Here is a 17,304-nt window from a genome sequence, read left to right on the forward strand (position 1 = left end):
AACTCGTAGAGTCGAGTCTCCGACTGGAGCCTCAACAACGACCGGGGGCATATCATTGTTTAAGAACAGCTTGTTAAAATATTCAGGCAATCTATCTTTTTGTGAATTTCCAAGAATCAAGCTAATGCCTTTTATCTTTGATAATTCATCAGGTCTTAGCTGTGCATAACATCCTGTAGCAACAACTTTGGCTCCTGATTTTACAGCCCTTCTGATAAGCTGCCTCGATTGATAATCGCTTTTTGTTGTCACTGTACATGTATTTATAACATAGACATCAGCCCTGTCAGCATAAGGGACTATCTCGTGACCTTTTTCCCTCAGTATTCCTTCTATAGAAGCGCTTTCTGACTGGTTTACTTTACAACCCAATGTAGCAATAGCTATCCTCACAAAAACTCCTTCTACTCTCTACTCTCTACTTCTCCATATAATGAATGTTGTTTCGCCTCCAGTATCTTTATATTAATACGATTGCCAATGTGTTCGGAGTTTCCATAGAAATTTACTATCTTGTTTGCCCGTGTCCTTCCAGTAAGTTTGTCTTTGTCGGTTTCGCTTAAACCTTCTACTAAAACCTCGAGGGTTTTTCCTTCAAGGGTTTTATTCTTTTTATATGTGATTGAGTCCTGGAGGTTTAAGACCATGGAGAGCCTCTGCGCCTTGATTTTCTCGCTTATGTGATCAGGCAGGTTGAGTGCTGCTGTCTTTGGCCTTTTTGAATACTTAAAGGCGAATATACCGTCAAACTCTATTTCTTCAAGGGCACGTAATGTGCATTGAAAATCCTCTTCACCTTCTCCTGGAAAACCAACAATTATATCAGTTGTTATCGATATATCTGGTATTGCTTCTCTGAGCCTGTCAATTTTCTCTTTATATTCAATGTATGTGTATCCCCTGTTCATCATGGACAAGACCTTGTCAGAGCCAGCCTGAAGCGGCAGATGTATATGCTCGCATATTTTTGGTAATTCCCTCATTGCCTTTATAAGGTCATTTGATAAATCCCTTGGGTGCGAGGTAACAAAACGGATCCTCTGAATTCCCTCTATATTGTGTATTAAATATAGCAGGCGAGGAAAATTCACATCTTCTGCAAAGCCCTTCCCATATGAATTCACATTCTGACCTAAAAGGGTTATCTCCTTGAATCCTTTTTCCGCAAGCGCTTTGACTTCATTGCATATGTCCTTGCCGGGCCTGCTCCTTTCTCTTCCTCTGGTATAGGGCACAATACAGTATGAACAAAAATTATCACACCCATACATTATCGAGACCCATCCCCTAACCTGCCCTTCCCTTTTTAAAGGCAGAGTCTTCAGGTGGTATTCAGGGTCATTGCTGAGGGCTATGCGGATTGATTTTTCCTTTATCCATTTTTGCAGGCTGTTAAGGCTCTGAGGCCCAAAGACTAAATCCACATAAGGGAACCTTTTAAATAAGTCTTCTCCCTTTTGCTGTGCAATGCAGCCTGCAACAAGGATTTTAAGGTCAGGGTTTTTCTCTTTCAGGCATCTGAGTCTCCCGAGTTCGCTGTAAAACTTCTGTTCGGCTTTTTCCCTGACACTGCATGTATTGATAACTATTACGTCAGTGCTTTTCAGGGTTTTAGTCTGACCATAACCGTATTCAGAGAAAATCCCCGCAATCTTCTCAGAGTCGTGGACATTCATCTGACATCCGAAGGTCAAGATAAAGACTTTGGGGTGATTTTCTTTATAAATTTCTGATTCTTCTGCCATATAGAAACCTTTTTTATGTTACAATTTTAACATCTTTTAATTAAATTTTTCTTGCATGAAAGGGTTTCTTCTGGTAAAAATTGTATTAAGAATATCCGGCTCATCTCCAAATTATTGAACGAGATATAAGTAATGTCCTATTTTGTCATTGCCCGAGTAGATCGGGCAATCCAGAGTAAAGCATAAAGACTGGATTCCGCATCAAGTGCGGAATGACAGAGAGAGCGTACATAGGACATTACATTTGCGTTATTCAATAGCTGGTGAATTAAGAGGGTTCAAGGAGCAACTTTTTGGGAGAAGAATCGAATATCCTAAAGAATGCAGAGGAGGGAGGAGAAAATGCCTTACACAGCAAAGGATTACAGCAAATTAATAGGTATGGAGGGTTTTAGCGAAACATTGCTAAAAAATCATTTTACCCTTTATCAGGGTTATGTGACAAACACCAATAAGTTGCTTGACACTTGGATGGGTTGTGCTTTATCAGGATGCCTCTGGTGGAAGGCTGATAAATTTCTGGATAAATGAGCACGATGTCTCACATCCAGCAGGGTGTAATCCAGTATTAATAATGGATGTATTTGAGCACGCCTTTATGATTGATTATGGACTTAAAAAAGCTGATTACATAGATTCTTTCTTTAAAAATATTAGCTGGTCAGCGGTTGAAGCAAGGCTGAGATAGGAGAACAGATGGATATAAAAATAAAGTATTGTGGCGAGTGAAACTATAAGCCAGCAGCCCTCAGGTTGAGGGAAGAAATAAAAGATGAACTTGGCGTTGATGCAACCCTTATAGAAGGCAGTGGTGGCGTATTTGATGTAACTGTAGATGGAAAACTGATCTTCTCAAAATTCACACTCTTCAGGTTCCCGGATGCAGGGGAGGTCAGCAGGCTCATAAAGCAGATGAAGGCCTGAAATCATGAAATCAAAGGCGGGGACCTTGCCCCGCCTTATAAGTTTAATCAGTTATTTTGCAGTTGTTTTAGCAGCCATTGCATCAGTAAGAATCTTGATGCCTTTTTGTGACTCGTCAACAGACATGGTAAGTGATTCTCTTGCCATCTCAGGATTATGGAAACCGTCTGAGTTTTCGGCAGTCCAGTATTCCCAGAGTATATGTGCCCTCAGATGTTGATCCTGTGCCTTCTTTATAGCCTCTGCATCAACACCAGCCTTCTTGGCCTCAACTATCTTATCAATTAAAGCAGAAAGCCAGAACTCTGCCTTTCTCATCTTTCCTTTAGTGTATGCCTTAATGGAATCAATGGCATACACTGCCTGTTCTGGTGTCCACTTTGAATGGCATTTAAGGCATGTCTCTTTAAGCTGAACCTTTGGTGTTACTGCAAAGTGAGATGTATAGACTTTACCTGTCTTCTTGTCCTTCACCTTTGGGGTATGGCAGTCGTTACATCCAACTCCTGCCTTTGCATGCTTTGAGCTGTAGAATGTCTCTGCCTCAGGATGCTGTGCCTTCCAGAGCAGGCCCCCTGTCAGGGCGTGTTTGAAGTCAAGGAAGTGAACCTTATTTACATAGTGGTCATAAAGATCAAAGACATCCTTGTATGGGAAATGGTTTGTCCTTCTGTCCGCCATTGTGACTGTGTATTTGGACGTATCAGGATTTGTTGGGTCATAGCCTGGATTGCAGTTATACTCCACATGGCACTGTCCGCACTGGAGCCTTGTGTCGTATTTATCAAGAAGGGCAATCTTTCTCGTAAATCCCCTGACACCCATATCAATCACCTTTATGCCTGTTCTTTTCGGGTCTTTATGCCAGAGGGTGTCTCCATCAGGTCTTGTGAGGGCATCTATAAGACCGTCTCTCACGACTCTCGGCTTTGCTGCATGTGGGTCATGGCAGTAAATGCAGTTAAGACCATGCTGAAGGTCTTTTGCAAGCTCAAATACCTTAGATGTCCTTGACCACTGGGCGCCGTTTACAGGGTCACCCATGTATGCCCATTTCAGGATCTGGTCCTGACTCTTACACTGTAAGCAAACAGGATTTGCAGCAGGGGCACTCTGGGGAATGAATGCCTTATGCTCTTTAACATCAGGATAATTATCCTGAAGCAAATCCCATGCTTTTTTACCTGCCTTTTCAGTGGTATACAGCCAACCATTCTTTGCCTGGAATCTTCCTCCATATGCCCTGTCAACAATCAGATGGTCTATGAGCATCCAGGGGTGGCTTCTTGTAAGGTTATGCTCTTTAGTAAAACCATGCCCCATCATAAGTTTATCCCAGAATGGATTTGGAGACCTGTTTGTGAGCTGGGATTTCTCATCCCTCGCAGGCCTGTGATAGGCCGTCTGTAAAAAGCTGTTATACTGCTCTTTATGGCATGAACCGCATGCTTCCCATGATGTGTCAGTTGCAGGTCTTGTATCAGGGCTGGGTCCTTTGAGATGCTTATCAAGCCCTTTGTGGCAGTTTGAACAATTAATCTTTGCATGTTTGCCCATTGCGTGGAGCTCTTTAATGGGTGCATGACACCCATAGCACGTCTCCACGTTTACTGATTTTTCTGCTGGCTTAGCTTTGGCAGTCGCTGCCTTCTGAGCATCTGCACTTGTGAAATAAATACCCATAACTAAAACAATCGCTATGAACGATAGCAGTAATACATAAAACTTCTTGCTCATTCACTTCCTCCTTTCAGGTTTTATGCTTAATTAAGATTAAGAGACACGCTCAGCGTTATTAAGCCTATTATCCCTTTCTTAAAATTTTGGACGGCTTATCTAAATAATTGAAATAGCAGATTGGCCTTTATAATGTCAAGGTCTTAAGTTAATTTTTCTATAATTACATATTCTGCTAAAGATGGTAAAATAGTAAAAATTAAATCAAAAGAGGTATAACATGAAAAAAGAAAAAACAGATAAGATTGAAGACTGTTTCGATGAGACAGCGTACGAAGACTCGGTAAAAAAGATAATAAGCGATGTAGAACAGGGGCTATCCTTTGATGCGGCGTGTTCGGTTCTGAATCCCGCAGTATGCGGGACGGAGATAAAAGAGTCTATCATAGATGATGCCCTGAAGGTCTTGATTGCAGAGATGCATTTTTCTAATGGCGTGCCTTTAAAACAGCTTGCCATGAAGCTTAAGTTGTCATCAAGTAAGTTGATAAATGCAAAAGAGAGCATGCTTAAAGAGGCAGGAGAAGCTGCCATTGCCGAATACAAAGCGAGCATTGCAGACCATTGATTGGTGGAATACATAAAGGAATTTGTGAGAGAAGACCTGGAATAGTGTTCACAGGCAAAGAGGATTTACTGCAGGTACTTATTGAAGCCTTTCTCATGGAGAAAGGGACGAGGGACTTCTATTCTCAGGCTGCCCAAAAGGCAATCAATTCAAAAACTAAAAACGCATTTAAAGAACTTTCTCGATGGGAAGAACAGCATATGGATTTTATTCAGTTCCTTTACCAATCAATACAGGACAACAGGGATGTAGAGAGTTTTAAAGACTTCAAAAACAGAACAGATGCACCTGTTACAGAAGCAGGGATTCCTGTAAAAGACCTGGAGACGAAATTAGAAGGATACAATTTTATAGATGATATGGGAGCACTAATAATGGCACTGGAGATGGAGGGAAAGGCATATAACCTTTATCGAAGGCTTTCTCGGGATACTATAGATAATAACGCAAGGGTTGTATTTCAAGAGATGATGGAGCAGGAAAGCAAACATATCGATTATCTTAAAAAGGTGAGGCTAAACCTTTCCGAGATACCATGAGAATCTGTCGATGACTCGTAGAGAGGAGGAGAAGATGAATGCTATCGAGATAGCTATCAGGATGGAAAAGGATGCAATAAATTTCTATAGGGAGGCATCTGAAAAGACAAGACATCCTGTTGGAAAAAAGATGTTTCTGACTATAACAGAAGATGAAAAAAGGCACCTTGAGATGCTCTCACAAATATTCAAGGGGCTTAACATAGAGGCCAAAGATGTCAGTCCGTTGAAAAATATCAGGACAATTTTTGAATCAATGAAGGATGAGATGATGCAGAGAGTTGAGGCAACCACGGATGAGCTTGAAGCATTTAAGATCGCAATGCAGATGGAAAAAGAGGGGATTGAATTTTATAAAAAGGCTGCATCAGAAGCGCAAACATGGAGGGAAAAATCTCTATTTGAGAGACTTATTAAAGAAGAACAGCAGCATTATGATGTCTTTGCGAATACATATTTCTTCCTCTCAGACACCGGGAGCTGGTTTATGTGGGAGGAACACAGCATAGTGGACGGTGGCACATCATGGGCATAATTATCAAGGAGGCTGAATGTCTACACTGCTTCTAAAGTCTATTTTATCTTTGATCACAATTCTCTCTGCTTTTATTGCCATATTCACAATGTACGAAATCCTTGGAAGATCCGAAAAGAAATATGATATTGCAAAACTTAAGAAGATACATAAGGCCAATGGAATAGTTTATTTTTTGATATTTATCTTTATAGCCTATTTCTGTCTGAACTTTATTATAACTTCCAAATCAGAGCTTTCTCCCCGCGGGATATTCCATAGCGTATTTGCCTTCACAGTAATAGTTCTCCTCTGCCTGAAAATCTCTTTTATAAGAATCTATAAACAGTTTTATGGAAAGGTTCAGACAATTGGACTTTTAATTGCCCTGATCACCTTTGGTATGGTCGGTACTTCTGGTGGTTACTATCTGCTTGTTACTGAATTTGGAAGGGATAAGGCTTTCGATAAAATTATGGAATACAAAAAGGAAGGCCCATCAAAAATAGCAGATAAAAAAGTCGTTGCCCCGACACTTCGGGGTAACCGAGATGAAGGTATAAAGATTGCAGTTAAAACAGACCCTGAGAGCATCAGAAAGGGCAAAGAACTTTATGAATCCAAATGCTATTTCTGCCACGATGCTTACAGTACAAAAGCCGCTGTGGGTCCAGGGCATAAAGGTATTCTAAAAAACCCTCTGCTTCCTGTAAGCAAGAAACCGGCAACCCCTGAGAATGTAGCGACTCAATTGAGGAATCCTTATAAGGACATGCCGTCATTTTCTTACCTATCGGAAGATGATGTGCTGAACATCATTGCGTTTTTAAATACGCTTTAAGGGGGGTCAAAATGTCTGAAAGCCTTTATACAAGAATTCATTTTTGACTCATCTGCAGATTAATACAAACGCATTAAATAAGTTGACATGAATATTTAGTGTCGTCATTCCCGCACAGGCGGGAATCCAGTTTTATTAATATCTTTCTGGATTCCTGCTTTCGCAGGAATGACAGCAAATGTAACATTCTCGAACCCTTTTTAGCAACTTTCTGGGGGAAGAATCTTATTTTATTATTATCCCCGCGTAGCCCACAACATAGCTATAATCTCCACTGACATCGCCTGATGTCATGTATTTGACAAGCTCGGCTTCTCTGGCGCCCAAGCTGTTTGCGGCAAAGAGCATAGCAGTCGCAGGCGCAAACCCGCACATGCTTATCTTTTCCCTTCTGACTGTCTCATGAAGGCCCTCCGGGTCGAGATTGAGGATCCTGTCAATGGCCTTTTTATCTTTTGCCCTGGCTACCGGGTCAGTTTCATAGTGGCTCATATCAGAGCTTGCAACAATAACAACAGGGTATGTTGTGTCTTTAATAGCCTTTGCCAGCGCATCTCCTACTAATCTGCAATCCGCAAGGGAATTAGCCATCATTGTAATCGGCACAATCATGACATCCGATGAGAAATGAAGGATAAACGGGAGCTGAACTTCAAGGGAATGTTCCATTGAATGTGCCTGGGTGTCCTCTTCAATGACGTCGGAGAACTGGAGGATTTTTTTTGCCAATAATTCATCTATTTTCAATGTACCTGTAGGGACTTCCCACTCGCCAAAGGCCATAATGGAGATAGGGCTTCCAAGCCCTGTGTGGTTAGGGCCAAGAAGAATAAACGTATGAGGAAACTCGATCTTTGAATAAACCGCACCTGCAACACCGCCGGAATACATAAGCCCTGCGTGAGGAGAAACAATGCCTAAGACTTTCTCTCTAAGGGGATACGCTTCAATATACTGGCTGACCTGCGCAGAAAGCTTAGATGATGTGCCAGAATAAAATTGCCCGGCTACAGCAGGCCTTCTTTTCATGCTGTTACCTCCTGTCCCGAAAAGTCGGGATCAGACGAATCTGAAGAAAGGCCAAGAATTGGGAAGACTTCTTTTTTAATATATTCTACACCTTTTTGGGCAAATTGCCTCTGCTTTTTTTGGTCTTTCTGCTCAAGAGGCCTATCAATAATGCCGGGCAATTCGGCATTAATTCCTTCTCTGGCCAGGATTTCTTTAAATGCCTCAGGTAGCTCTTTGTCGAGTTCAACTCCTGCCATTATAGAGAAGGCGAGTCCCCATGCCCTCGCCACATTTAAAATATTATAGCCCCCTCCGCCAAGCGCTACCCATGGGATTTTAAGATTTTTAAAAAATGAAACCATCTCCTTGAATGCAAGATTTGTGAGTTCTAAATGTGTCAGGGGGTCATTATATAAGCTGTCAGCACCAAGCTGGGTAACAAGAATGTCGGGCTTAAAGGCATCAAGAATGGGCGGAACGATTTCTTTAAATCCCCACAAATATACCTCATCCCTTGTCTCAGGATAAAATGGAAGATTTACGGAAAACCACCTTCCCTTGCCCTTCCCTATTTCTGTTACGTCTCCTGTGCCTGGAAAGAGAAAAAAGCCTGTTTCATGGAGAGAAATGGTAAGCACTTTTGAAGTATTGTAAAAAGCGAATTGAACACCGTCTCCGTGATGGGCATCAATATCAATATAAGCCACTGTTTTACCTGCCCTGAGTATCCTGTTAATTCCAATTACAGGGTCATTTAAATAACAGAATCCAGAGGCGCGGCCTGGCATGGCATGATGAAGACCTCCTGCAATGCTAAACGCAGCCGGAGCAATATTTTTCAATACAATATCAACAGCCTTAAGAGTTGAGCCAACAGTGAGTAAAGAGCCTGCGTATATCCCGCTGAATACAGGGTTATCTCCCCAGCCAAGCCCATACTGCCCCGCATTATCGGGACAAATGCCTTCGTCAATAAGTTTTAAGACATCAATATATTCATTAGTGTGAAAGGTTACTATTTCTTCATAAGGGGCAGACTCAGGCTCAAAAACAGCAACACCAGGAGAGTCAAGCACTCCATAAGCCTTTAGAAGCTCATAGGTAAGCTTAAGTCGCTCCATTTTTAATGGATGCTGAGGGCCGTAGTTGTATTTCTGGAAGTCCTCAGAATAGACGAGGGCAGCTTTCTCGGTACGAGTCGATTCCGACATTCAGCCGTTCCAGTCGAGCTGACGGCCTGTATAATTTTTGAATTTAGTATATTGGTCAATAAAAGTGACTTTTATAGTCCTGGTTGGCCCATTTCTCTGCTTTGCGACATTTAATTCCGCTACCCCCTTTTCAGCGTCTGAGGCCTTGTAATACTCACCTCTGTACAGGAACAGGATTGTATCTGCATCCTGCTCTATGGCCCCTGATTCCCTTAAATCAGCAAGTATTGGCCTTTTGTTTTCTCCCCTCTGTTCGCAGCTTCTGTTGAGCTGACTGATTACTATAACAGGCACCGACAGATCTTTGGCAAGGGCCTTTAACGACCGTGAGATATCAGAAATTACCTGTTCTCTTCCAATATATGAGCTTTCACCCCTCATAAGCTGTAAATAATCTATAATTATAAGACCAAGGCCATGTTCTGCTTTGAGTCTGCGGGCCTTGGCCCTTATTTCAAGCACTGAGTTGAATGTATCATCTATGTATATCGGTGCTTCTGCCAGTCTGCCAGCGGCATTTACAAGCTTTCTATAATCTTCCTTGCTGTGGTAACCCGAGCGGACACTCTTGGAGTCCACCTCTGCCTCTGAGCACACTATTCTCAAGACAATTAGTTCCTTGGACATCTCGAGACTGAAAAGAGCTACAGGCACCTTGGCCTCAATTCCAACATACGAGGCAATATTCAGACAAAAAGAAGTCTTGCCCATACCAGGTCTGGCGCCAACGACTACAAGGTCACCTGGGTGAAAGCCTGTTGTAAGCGTGTCAAGGTCTGCAAAACCCGTTGGAAGCCCGGTTATGAGTTCTTTTTTATTATAAAGGCGGTCTACGAGCTCTATCGTATCTTTCAGGATATCTTTTACGTGGACAAAAGAGGTTTTTACCATTTTTTCAGATATGGCAAAAATCTTTGTTTCAGCTCTATCGAGAAGCTCATTAACTTCCAGATTATCATCGTAGCTCATGGTTACAATTTCCGTAGCTGTTCTTATGAGGTTTCTCAGAATTGCTTTTTCTTTTACTATTTTTGAATGGTATCTTACGTTTGCTGAGGTTGGCACCTGACTTATGATAGAGCTGAGATAGGAGGCTCCGCCTACCTCTTCGAGTTGTTCTTTTCTGCCCATATGTTCTGTAAGTGTGATTAGGTCTATGGGCTCATTCCTCTCGTACAGAGCAAGCATTCCATTAAATATTTTTTTGTGAGCATCTCTGTAAAAATCATCAGGGGCAAGGAATTCCAGAACCTTTGCTATGGCCTCATTTTCAAGCAGGATAGCACCTAAGACAGACTGCTCTGCTTCGATATTTTGAGGGGGTAATCTGTCGAGGGCAACTTCAAGTTCTTTCATGTTTTATTTAATGATAAATAACAAATGATAAATGGCAAATTTATCTGTTATCTATTGTCTTTACCGACTTCTATAGTAACGTTTGCTGTTATCTCTGGATGCAGTTTAATGGAAACATTATACGTCCCTAACCTTTTTATAGGCTCCTCTAAAAGTATCTTCCGTTTATCGACCTCGATCCCTTCTCTGGATAGGGCTTCGGCTATATCCATGCTGGTCACAGAGCCAAACAATTTGTCCTCATCGCCTGCCTGGGCCTGGATAGTTACGGTCATGCCTGATAACTTTTTGGCCAGATCCTCAAGTGATTGTTTAACTTTTTTTGCCTTCTCAAGGATTATATTTTTTTCATGCTCGAGCTTTTTGATGTTTTTAGGACTTGCCTCTACAGCTAAATTCTTCGGGATAAGATAATTCCTTCCATAGCCATCAGCCACATTTAATATATCTCCAATCCTGCCGAGGTCTTTGACGTCTTCTTTTAAAATAACTTTCATTGGTACTCCTTTCCGTTTTTCATTTCCATTTTAATAATATGCCATGGTTGTTGTCAATCAACTCGATGCGAGTCTCGTAGCGAGTCTTCGCCCGATACGGGTAGACTTCGAGTCGCTACGACCGGAAATATTTTTCCAGGGTTCATTATGCCCTTCGGGTCAAAAATCTTTTTTATCCCCCTCATGAGTGCGAGTGCGGTTGGGGGGACTTCCATTTCGATATAGGGAGACTTTGTCAGCCCTATGCCATGCTCCCCTGAAATAGTGCCTCCTAATTTTAGTGTTTCTTCAAAGATATCTTTTACCGCATATTTTGCCCTTTTATATTCATCAGGATTGTCTTTATCGGTCATTATATTTACATGGATATTGCCATCTCCTGCGTGTCCAAAATTTACAATCTTTATGTGGTGTCTATCAGCTATCCTTTTTAATGAGTGAATCATCTCTGGAATTTTGCTCCGCGGCACAACTATATCCTCGTTTATCTTTGATGGACTTATATGATAGAGGGCAGGCGAAACAGCCCTCCTTGCTTCCCACAGGCGTTGTTTTGCAAAGACATCATCTGCTACCTGGACATCAGCCCCCAGAGAGGTGCAGATAGTTGCTATTTTTTCAGCATCCACAGTTACCGAGGCTCTGGCACCATCAACTTCAATCAAGAGCACTGCCTCTGCTGTTTCTGGAAGCCCGACTGGTTTATAGTTTTCAACAGCTTTTATTGACTCACGATCCAGGAATTCAAGGGTTCTCGGAATTATTCTACTGGCTGTAATCTTGGGGACAGCCATTGCAGCCGAATCCAATCCAGGGAACACACATAGAAGTGTTATTGTCTCTTCAGGCAAAGGTAGTATCTTTAAGAATATCTTTGTAATAATTGAAAGGGTGCCCTCAGAACCAACAATAAGCCTTGTTAAATCATAACCAACTACTCCCTTATGAGTTTTTACTCCTGTTGTAAGAACCCTGCCGTCTGAAAGAACGGCTTCAAGGCCCAGGACATAATCTCTTGTAACACCATACTTTAAGGCCCTGGGCCCCCCTGCATTTGTAGCTACATTGCCGCCTAAGGTGCAGAACTCCATACTTGCTGGGTCCGGAGGGTAAAAAAGCCCTTTTGTCTCTAATGCCCTTTGAAGATGGGCGTTTACAACCCCTGGTTCAACCACAGCAACGAGGTTATTTTCATCAATATCCAGGATCTTATTCATCCTCTCTAAGGACAGCACAATAGAGTCTTTCAGGGATACAGCTCCGCCTGCCAGCCCTGAACCAGCACCGCGTGGTATCAGGGGGATTTCACCTTCATAGGCAAAGGCCGCTGCCTTTGATACTTCAGCGGTAGTGAGTGGCCTTACTACAACAGATGGAAGGTCATCCATAGAGGATGCATCAAAGCTATAACAGAGTAATTCTTCTGGCTCGGTTGATACCCTGCCAGGCAATATCTCTCTAATCCGCTTCATGTTTTCTGGAAAGGGATGATATGAGGTCTTTTAAAAAAATCTTCTCATTGTCATTTAAGCCTTGAAATTCCACAGCCACATGATAATATGGAATGGTTTTTTCGCAACCCTTTAACCTTATTATTTCCGGCCCATCATCCAAAGCAAAAACATTACCCTTTTCGCCACTCTTTATCGCGCCTTTTAATGTTGCTCTAACAACAGTACAGAGAGGGGCCATCTTCCCTTTATCAGATGATATCTGTACTCTGTAACGACTGTTAGTATTCATGCGTCGTGTTGTTTCAAAAAGCATTCCCCCACTGCTTATATCCAGTATCTTTACTTCATGGGCGAATATAATTTTTGCCTTGCATTCATCGTCCACCCTGAATCGCTGGAATGACCTTTTATTCACTGTACTGCCTCCTCTGCCAGATGCATTGAGACTACCCTGGACACGCCTGCCTCTTCCATTGTAATACCATAAATATAATCCGCAAGCTCCATTGTCCTTCTGTTATGTGTAACGATAATGAACTGAATATTTTCAGAAAGGCCGTTAATCATGTCAGAAAATCTCTCTGTATTTGATTCATCGAGGGGTGCATCCACTTCGTCGAGGATGCAAAGGGGGGTCGGTTTTACCATAAAACCGGCAAACAGGACCGAGAGAGCAACCAATGCCTTTTCTCCCCCAGAAAGCAAGGACAGGTTCTGGAGTTTTTTCCCGGGAGGCTGCGCTATTATATCAATGCCTGCATCCAGAATATCGCCTTCCAGAAGAACCAGCTCTGCCCTGCCTCCGCCAAAGAGCAAGGTAAAGACCTCTTTGAATTTCTCATTGAGTGACTCAAATGCTTCCTCCAGTTTTTTCCTGGTTGTCCTGTTTATCTTTGAAATGGCTTCTTCAAGGCTATCTATAGACTGTATAAGGTCAGCCTGTTGTTTTGACAGGAATTCATATCTTGTCTTAAGCTCTTCGAACTCCTCAAGTGTCCCTAAATTAACAGGGCCTATTGCCTGAAGCTGGTCCTTTAAAGATTGGAGGTCGTTGCCCCGACACATCGGGGTAACTGAGCTGTCTTCATCCCCCTCTTCTAAAGGGGTTGGCTCTATGGAGTCAAGTGCAACTGAATATGTATTTTTTATGATGTCTTTTATGTGTTCGAGTTTCAGGGCTAATTCGGTTTTCTTTACCTCTATCTGCGAGACCTCTGACCGCATAGATTCAAGAGAACTCGCTGTGTCCTTTCTCTGATGTTCCATCTCCCTTAAATTAGAAGACTCAATTTCAAGGGATTCTTTCATTTTTGAGAATTCACTTTGTAACTGTTGAGCTAAGATAACGGAATCTCTCACGGCCTGCTCTTTTTCTCTTATTTCTGTTTCCCGCTGAGAGATACCTTCCTGGAGCATGGACTGTTCTTTTGTTATCTCTTCAAGTTTTTTATCTATCTCAACCATTGATGCGTTGAGCCCTTCATGCTCTCTGTTTAAGGCATCAATTTTCTCTGTAAGAGATGCGAGAGCAAGTCTCGTCTCTGTAAGTTCTGCTCGCAACGACTCAAGTAAAGTCCTTTTATGGGTGATAGAATTCTGTATCTCTTTTATATTTGTATCCAGCGCCTGTTTTTCATCTTCAAGAGACTTCAGGGCTAAAGTCTTTTCATTTGAGTTATTCTGGATTCTTTCCTTTTCCTTGAGGTTTTCTTCGTTTTCGATTAATACATACCCCATCTGTTTTTCATAACGTGTTTTTTCCTCTGAAAGGGAATTTATTTTTGATTTTAATTCGCCCCTGGCCTTTTCCTTCTGAGTTATATCATCACTTAGGGCTAAAAGGGCATCTTCCATAGATGCTATGGAATCTTTAACCGAGTTAATCCTGTCCTCTATGGCAAGCATGGAGGATTTTTTCTCTCTTATACCTGCATCGAGGTCTCTTATTTCGCGTTTGACCCTGAGTACGCCTTTTTCAATACCGCCAGAGGCATGGCCCGAGGGCTCCAGTACTTCGCCATGAAGAGTAACGTAACAATGCCGGCTTTCGTTGTTTTGCCACAGGTGATAGGCGGTATCAAGGTCATTAACTATCACCACATCACCAAATAAACTTAACGCTATATTTTCAAAGCCTTCTTTGACTTTGACCAGGTCTATGGCCCTGCCTATGATCCCCCCATTCTGAGGACTGGGGACTGGAGACTGAAGACTGAAGACTGACGTGGGATTGACATCAGCAGGTATGAAGCCACTTCTACTGATTTTATTTTCAGTAATAATACTTAAAGCTTTTTTTACTGCCTCCTTATCGTTCAGGATTGCTGAGGTTAGTTTCTCGCCGAGGACCGCCTCTATAGCAATATCATATTCAGGCTGTGTTTCAAAAATATCTGTTACGCGGTATAGAATATTTATTCCCTCAAGGGCAGGCCTTTTGTCTATATCAAGTTCCTTGAGGGAATCGAGCCTTGATGTCAAGGCAGCTATTTCCTCTCTCGCCCTGTAAAGGGCTTCCTCTTCTATTTTTAGATTTTCTCTTTTATTATTCAACTCCTTTAATAACTCGTCTTTTGCCCTGCAACTTACCTCAAGCTCTGAATTCAGAACCGAAAAGTCAGCATCTGTCTCTTCTATCAAAGCTGCAAGGCTGGTGATGTTTTCTTTTATAGCATTCCTGCCTTCAAGGATTTTATCTTCTTTTCTGCTAATTGCATCAACCTGGGAAGATAGATTGGATATCTCATTTTTCAATATGCTTACGGATTCGGCCTTTTCAAAGAGCTTTTTTCTTTCTTCCTCAAGGGCCTCTTCAAGGTCCCATATCTCTTCTTCAAGATTTCTGAAAGACTCGCTATGCGTTTCGAGATAGCCCTCAAGATTTTTGGCGTCGAGGCGAAGGTCAGCATCTTTTTGCAGAAGTTCACCGAGCCTGACCTCCATGGACGTTTTTTTCGACCTGAGTTCACTATCCTCTAAGTTTAATTTCCTGATCTGTTCTTTCAGGTTCTCGTATTCGCTTTTAAGGAGGGCAATCCTGCCTTCGCCCTCTGTTATTTCTTTCTCTATGGAGTGAACCTTTAACATAAGTTCCTCAATGGCCTTTTCCTGTTCTATATGGTTGATTCTGCGTCTTTCAATCTGTGCCTCTATTTCGGATAATTTTGTTGAATATTCGATTTCCTGAGCCTTCAGTCTTTCATAAGAGGATTTAAGAGATGAAAGGGTTTCTTTGAGAGAATTAGAATCCCTTACAGCAATTTTAATCTCAATGTCTTTTATTCTGTCGAATAACTTCTTATATTTTTCAGCGCGCCTGGCCTGTCTGTCGATGGAATTTATCTGCCGTCTGACCTCTGCAATTATGTCCTGCAGCCTCTGGAGATTTGATCGTGAGGCATCGAGTTTTTGCAGGGCTTCTGCCTTCCTTATCTTATATTTCATTACTCCTGCTGCTTCTTCTATTAAAAACCTCCTGTCCTGAGGTTTTGAATTCAATACCTCTGCTACCCTGCCCTGCTCAAGTATAGAGTAAGTCTTAAGCTCAAGGCCTGTGTCGAGAAATATGTCTTTGATGTCTTTCAGCCTGCATGGTATTTTGTTGATGAGGTATTCGCTCTCTCCTGACCTAGAAAGTCTTCTTGTAACTGTTATCTCTCCTGAATTCGGCTCACCTGTTGGAAGTTCGCTATAAACTCCTGAGACGATGAGGTTCACCTCTGCCATGCCTTTTGGTTTTTTTGAGGACGAGCCAGAGAAAATGAATTCTTCCATTTTCTCGCCCCTGAGGCTCTTTGCGCTCTGCTCGCCGAGGACCCACCTGAAGGCATCTACAATATTGCTTTTTCCGCAGCCATTAGGGCCAACAACGGCAGTAACACCTGGATGGAAATTAAAAGCGGTTTTGTCAGAGAAGGATTTAAAACCTATGAGCTCTATACGTTCAATACGCATTATTGCTTCCTGAAAATAGAGCTAAGTTGGGCATCTTCACAACACCACATTTTCTTCCTTCCCTATCTCTATTTTTGGGCTTCTTTACAAACATAGCAAAATTGATTAGAGTATTTTTATGAGACATCGTACAATAACAATAATGGTAATAATATATATCATTGCCACTTCTCTATCAAGTCAAAAAAGCAATGCCTTCGGGGCTGAAGAAATTGCTGAGACCCAGCGGGCGCTGAAAGGCAAAAGCACAGGGGAGAAGATAGCCTTCTGGGCTGAGCATTTCGTAGGAAGACCTTATGACCCTGATTATCTCGGCGAGTATGTAAGAAAAGAGGTTATTGTTACTGACGAGAGGATAGACTGTATGTACCATGTCTTTAGGTCTGTTGAGCTTGCCATGAGTGACACCCCAGAAGGGGCAGTGGAAGAAGCGCTAAACAGGAGATTTCACACAAAGGGTGTGATTAAAGATAGCAGAGTATTAAATTACAGTGACAGGTTTCAGTATGGCGAGGACATGATAGTGAGCGGGAAATGGGGTAAAGATGTGACATCGACATTTGGCCCTACAGCGTATGTAGGGGGTTCAAGGGGGATAAACAAATTAGCGATTCTTTCTAAAAAGCAGGCAATTAAAGCACTTGGAAATTTCAATAGCGGTGATATTGTATTTTTTATTAAGGACCCAAAAAAGCGTCAGGTTGGAGAAATAGTTGGCCATATAGGAATAGTGAAAAAAGAATTAAATAACCTTTACCTGATTCATGCAAATGGCCAGAAAGGCAAAGACTCGGGAGAAGTCAAAAAAGTCCCTCTTAAAGAGTATCTACACGCTATGAATTTTGTCGGCATAAAAATTACCAGGTTTTAGCCCTTGAGTTTTTTCACAATCTCAGGAAACTCTCTCTTAAATTCAGGATGGGTCCTTCCTAAAAAAACTTTTAACCCCTTTA

At 42.0% G+C, this 17,304-nt stretch carries 16 protein-coding genes and 1 pseudogene; 7 read left to right on the forward strand and 10 right to left on the reverse strand.

The annotated features are described in order from the left end of the window. On the reverse strand, nt 1–393 hold a 393-nt coding region (locus tag HZC12_01950), incomplete at its 3' end, for a tRNA (N(6)-L-threonylcarbamoyladenosine(37)-C(2))-methylthiotransferase MtaB (protein ID MBI5025492.1). 11 nt (nt 394–404) lie between these two features. Next, on the reverse strand, nt 405–1,745 hold the full coding sequence (miaB, locus tag HZC12_01955; GenBank protein ID MBI5025493.1) for a tRNA (N6-isopentenyl adenosine(37)-C2)-methylthiotransferase MiaB: 1,341 nt from the start codon (nt 1,743–1,745) through the stop codon (nt 405–407). 342 nt (nt 1,746–2,087) lie between these two features. Here miaB and HZC12_01960 point away from each other — a divergent pair. Continuing rightward, nucleotides 2,088–2,433 (forward strand): annotated as a pseudogene (locus HZC12_01960) (Fe-Mn family superoxide dismutase). A gap of 65 nt (nt 2,434–2,498) precedes the next feature. Continuing rightward, nucleotides 2,499–2,669 (forward strand): hypothetical protein, encoded by a 171-nt coding sequence (locus tag HZC12_01965; GenBank protein ID MBI5025494.1) that lies wholly within the window; start codon nt 2,499–2,501, stop codon nt 2,667–2,669. A gap of 51 nt (nt 2,670–2,720) precedes the next feature. Here the strand turns inward: HZC12_01965 and HZC12_01970 are convergent, their stop codons facing one another. After that, the gene (locus tag HZC12_01970; protein MBI5025495.1) at nt 2,721–4,406 is read right to left on the reverse strand and encodes an ammonia-forming cytochrome c nitrite reductase subunit c552; all 1,686 of its coding nucleotides are present in this window, start codon (nt 4,404–4,406) and stop codon (nt 2,721–2,723) included. Between the two features lie 220 nt (nt 4,407–4,626). Here HZC12_01970 and HZC12_01975 point away from each other — a divergent pair, with 220 nt between their 5' ends. The 4 genes from HZC12_01975 to HZC12_01990 are packed head-to-tail and all read left to right on the forward strand — an operon-like array spanning nt 4,627 to nt 6,868. Then, nucleotides 4,627–4,974, forward strand: coding sequence for a hypothetical protein (locus tag HZC12_01975; GenBank protein ID MBI5025496.1), 348 nt, complete (start codon nt 4,627–4,629; stop codon nt 4,972–4,974). A gap of 44 nt (nt 4,975–5,018) precedes the next feature. Next, nucleotides 5,019–5,513, forward strand: coding sequence for a ferritin family protein (locus HZC12_01980; protein ID MBI5025497.1), 495 nt, complete (start codon nt 5,019–5,021; stop codon nt 5,511–5,513). A 34-nt stretch (nt 5,514–5,547) separates the two neighbouring features. Next, the gene (locus tag HZC12_01985) at nt 5,548–6,048 is read left to right on the forward strand and encodes a ferritin family protein (protein MBI5025498.1); all 501 of its coding nucleotides are present in this window, start codon (nt 5,548–5,550) and stop codon (nt 6,046–6,048) included. Between the two features lie 16 nt (nt 6,049–6,064). Further along, a complete protein-coding gene (locus HZC12_01990; protein MBI5025499.1) occupies nt 6,065–6,868 on the forward strand; it encodes a cytochrome c in 804 nt (267 codons plus the stop codon). A gap of 225 nt (nt 6,869–7,093) precedes the next feature. On the opposite strand, the gene amrB is transcribed toward HZC12_01990, so the two are convergent. Genes amrB through smc form a run of 7 tightly spaced genes read right to left on the reverse strand, consistent with a single transcriptional unit; the run spans nt 7,094 to nt 16,351 of the window. Beyond that, complete coding sequence (gene amrB / locus HZC12_01995) at nt 7,094–7,897, reverse strand: AmmeMemoRadiSam system protein B (protein ID MBI5025500.1); 804 nt, start codon at nt 7,895–7,897, stop codon at nt 7,094–7,096. Then, nucleotides 7,894–9,090 (reverse strand): acetoin utilization protein AcuC, encoded by a 1,197-nt coding sequence (locus HZC12_02000; GenBank protein MBI5025501.1) that lies wholly within the window; start codon nt 9,088–9,090, stop codon nt 7,894–7,896. Before HZC12_02000 ends, amrB begins: the two co-directional genes overlap by 4 nt. After that, nucleotides 9,091–10,446: a replicative DNA helicase gene (gene dnaB / locus HZC12_02005; protein ID MBI5025502.1), complete on the reverse strand. Its 1,356-nt coding sequence runs from the start codon at nt 10,444–10,446 to the stop codon at nt 9,091–9,093. Nucleotides 10,447–10,493: 47 nt separating this feature from the next. Continuing rightward, nucleotides 10,494–10,943 carry a 50S ribosomal protein L9 gene (locus HZC12_02010; GenBank protein ID MBI5025503.1) on the reverse strand — a complete coding sequence of 150 codons (450 nt, stop codon included), beginning with the start codon at nt 10,941–10,943 and terminating at the stop codon, nt 10,494–10,496. Nucleotides 10,944–10,996: 53 nt separating this feature from the next. Further along, nucleotides 10,997–12,415 (reverse strand): FAD-binding protein, encoded by a 1,419-nt coding sequence (locus HZC12_02015; protein ID MBI5025504.1) that lies wholly within the window; start codon nt 12,413–12,415, stop codon nt 10,997–10,999. Continuing rightward, a complete protein-coding gene (locus tag HZC12_02020) occupies nt 12,402–12,812 on the reverse strand; it encodes a PilZ domain-containing protein (protein MBI5025505.1) in 411 nt (136 codons plus the stop codon). Before HZC12_02020 ends, HZC12_02015 begins: the two co-directional genes overlap by 14 nt. Next, the gene (smc, locus tag HZC12_02025; GenBank protein ID MBI5025506.1) at nt 12,809–16,351 is read right to left on the reverse strand and encodes a chromosome segregation protein SMC; all 3,543 of its coding nucleotides are present in this window, start codon (nt 16,349–16,351) and stop codon (nt 12,809–12,811) included. Before smc ends, HZC12_02020 begins: the two co-directional genes overlap by 4 nt. A 118-nt stretch (nt 16,352–16,469) precedes the next feature. Here smc and HZC12_02030 point away from each other — a divergent pair, with 118 nt between their 5' ends. Continuing rightward, the gene (locus HZC12_02030; GenBank protein ID MBI5025507.1) at nt 16,470–17,222 is read left to right on the forward strand and encodes a hypothetical protein; all 753 of its coding nucleotides are present in this window, start codon (nt 16,470–16,472) and stop codon (nt 17,220–17,222) included. The last annotated feature ends 82 nt before the right edge of the window (nt 17,223–17,304 follow it).

The sequence above is a fragment of the Nitrospirota bacterium genome, assembly GCA_016214385.1.
In the GTDB taxonomy this organism is placed as follows: Bacteria; Nitrospirota; Thermodesulfovibrionia; order UBA6902; family JACROP01; genus JACROP01.

What these genes read in the sequence shown, in the direction of transcription:
- miaB (MBI5025493.1), bottom strand. Translation starts at nt 1,745, where the DNA reads ATGGCAGAAGAATCAGAAATTTATAAAGAAAATCACCCCAAAGTCTTT.
- HZC12_01970 (MBI5025495.1), bottom strand. Translation starts at nt 4,406, where the DNA reads ATGAGCAAGAAGTTTTATGTATTACTGCTATCGTTCATAGCGATTGTT.
- HZC12_01975 (MBI5025496.1), top strand. Translation starts at nt 4,627, where the DNA reads ATGAAAAAAGAAAAAACAGATAAGATTGAAGACTGTTTCGATGAGACA.
- HZC12_01985 (MBI5025498.1), top strand. Translation starts at nt 5,548, where the DNA reads ATGAATGCTATCGAGATAGCTATCAGGATGGAAAAGGATGCAATAAAT.
- HZC12_01990 (MBI5025499.1), top strand. Translation starts at nt 6,065, where the DNA reads ATGTCTACACTGCTTCTAAAGTCTATTTTATCTTTGATCACAATTCTC.
- amrB (MBI5025500.1), bottom strand. Translation starts at nt 7,897, where the DNA reads ATGAAAAGAAGGCCTGCTGTAGCCGGGCAATTTTATTCTGGCACATCA.
- HZC12_02000 (MBI5025501.1), bottom strand. Translation starts at nt 9,090, where the DNA reads ATGTCGGAATCGACTCGTACCGAGAAAGCTGCCCTCGTCTATTCTGAG.
- dnaB (MBI5025502.1), bottom strand. Translation starts at nt 10,446, where the DNA reads ATGAAAGAACTTGAAGTTGCCCTCGACAGATTACCCCCTCAAAATATC.
- HZC12_02010 (MBI5025503.1), bottom strand. Translation starts at nt 10,943, where the DNA reads ATGAAAGTTATTTTAAAAGAAGACGTCAAAGACCTCGGCAGGATTGGA.
- HZC12_02015 (MBI5025504.1), bottom strand. Translation starts at nt 12,415, where the DNA reads ATGAAGCGGATTAGAGAGATATTGCCTGGCAGGGTATCAACCGAGCCA.
- smc (MBI5025506.1), bottom strand. Translation starts at nt 16,351, where the DNA reads ATGCGTATTGAACGTATAGAGCTCATAGGTTTTAAATCCTTCTCTGAC.
- HZC12_02030 (MBI5025507.1), top strand. Translation starts at nt 16,470, where the DNA reads ATGAGACATCGTACAATAACAATAATGGTAATAATATATATCATTGCC.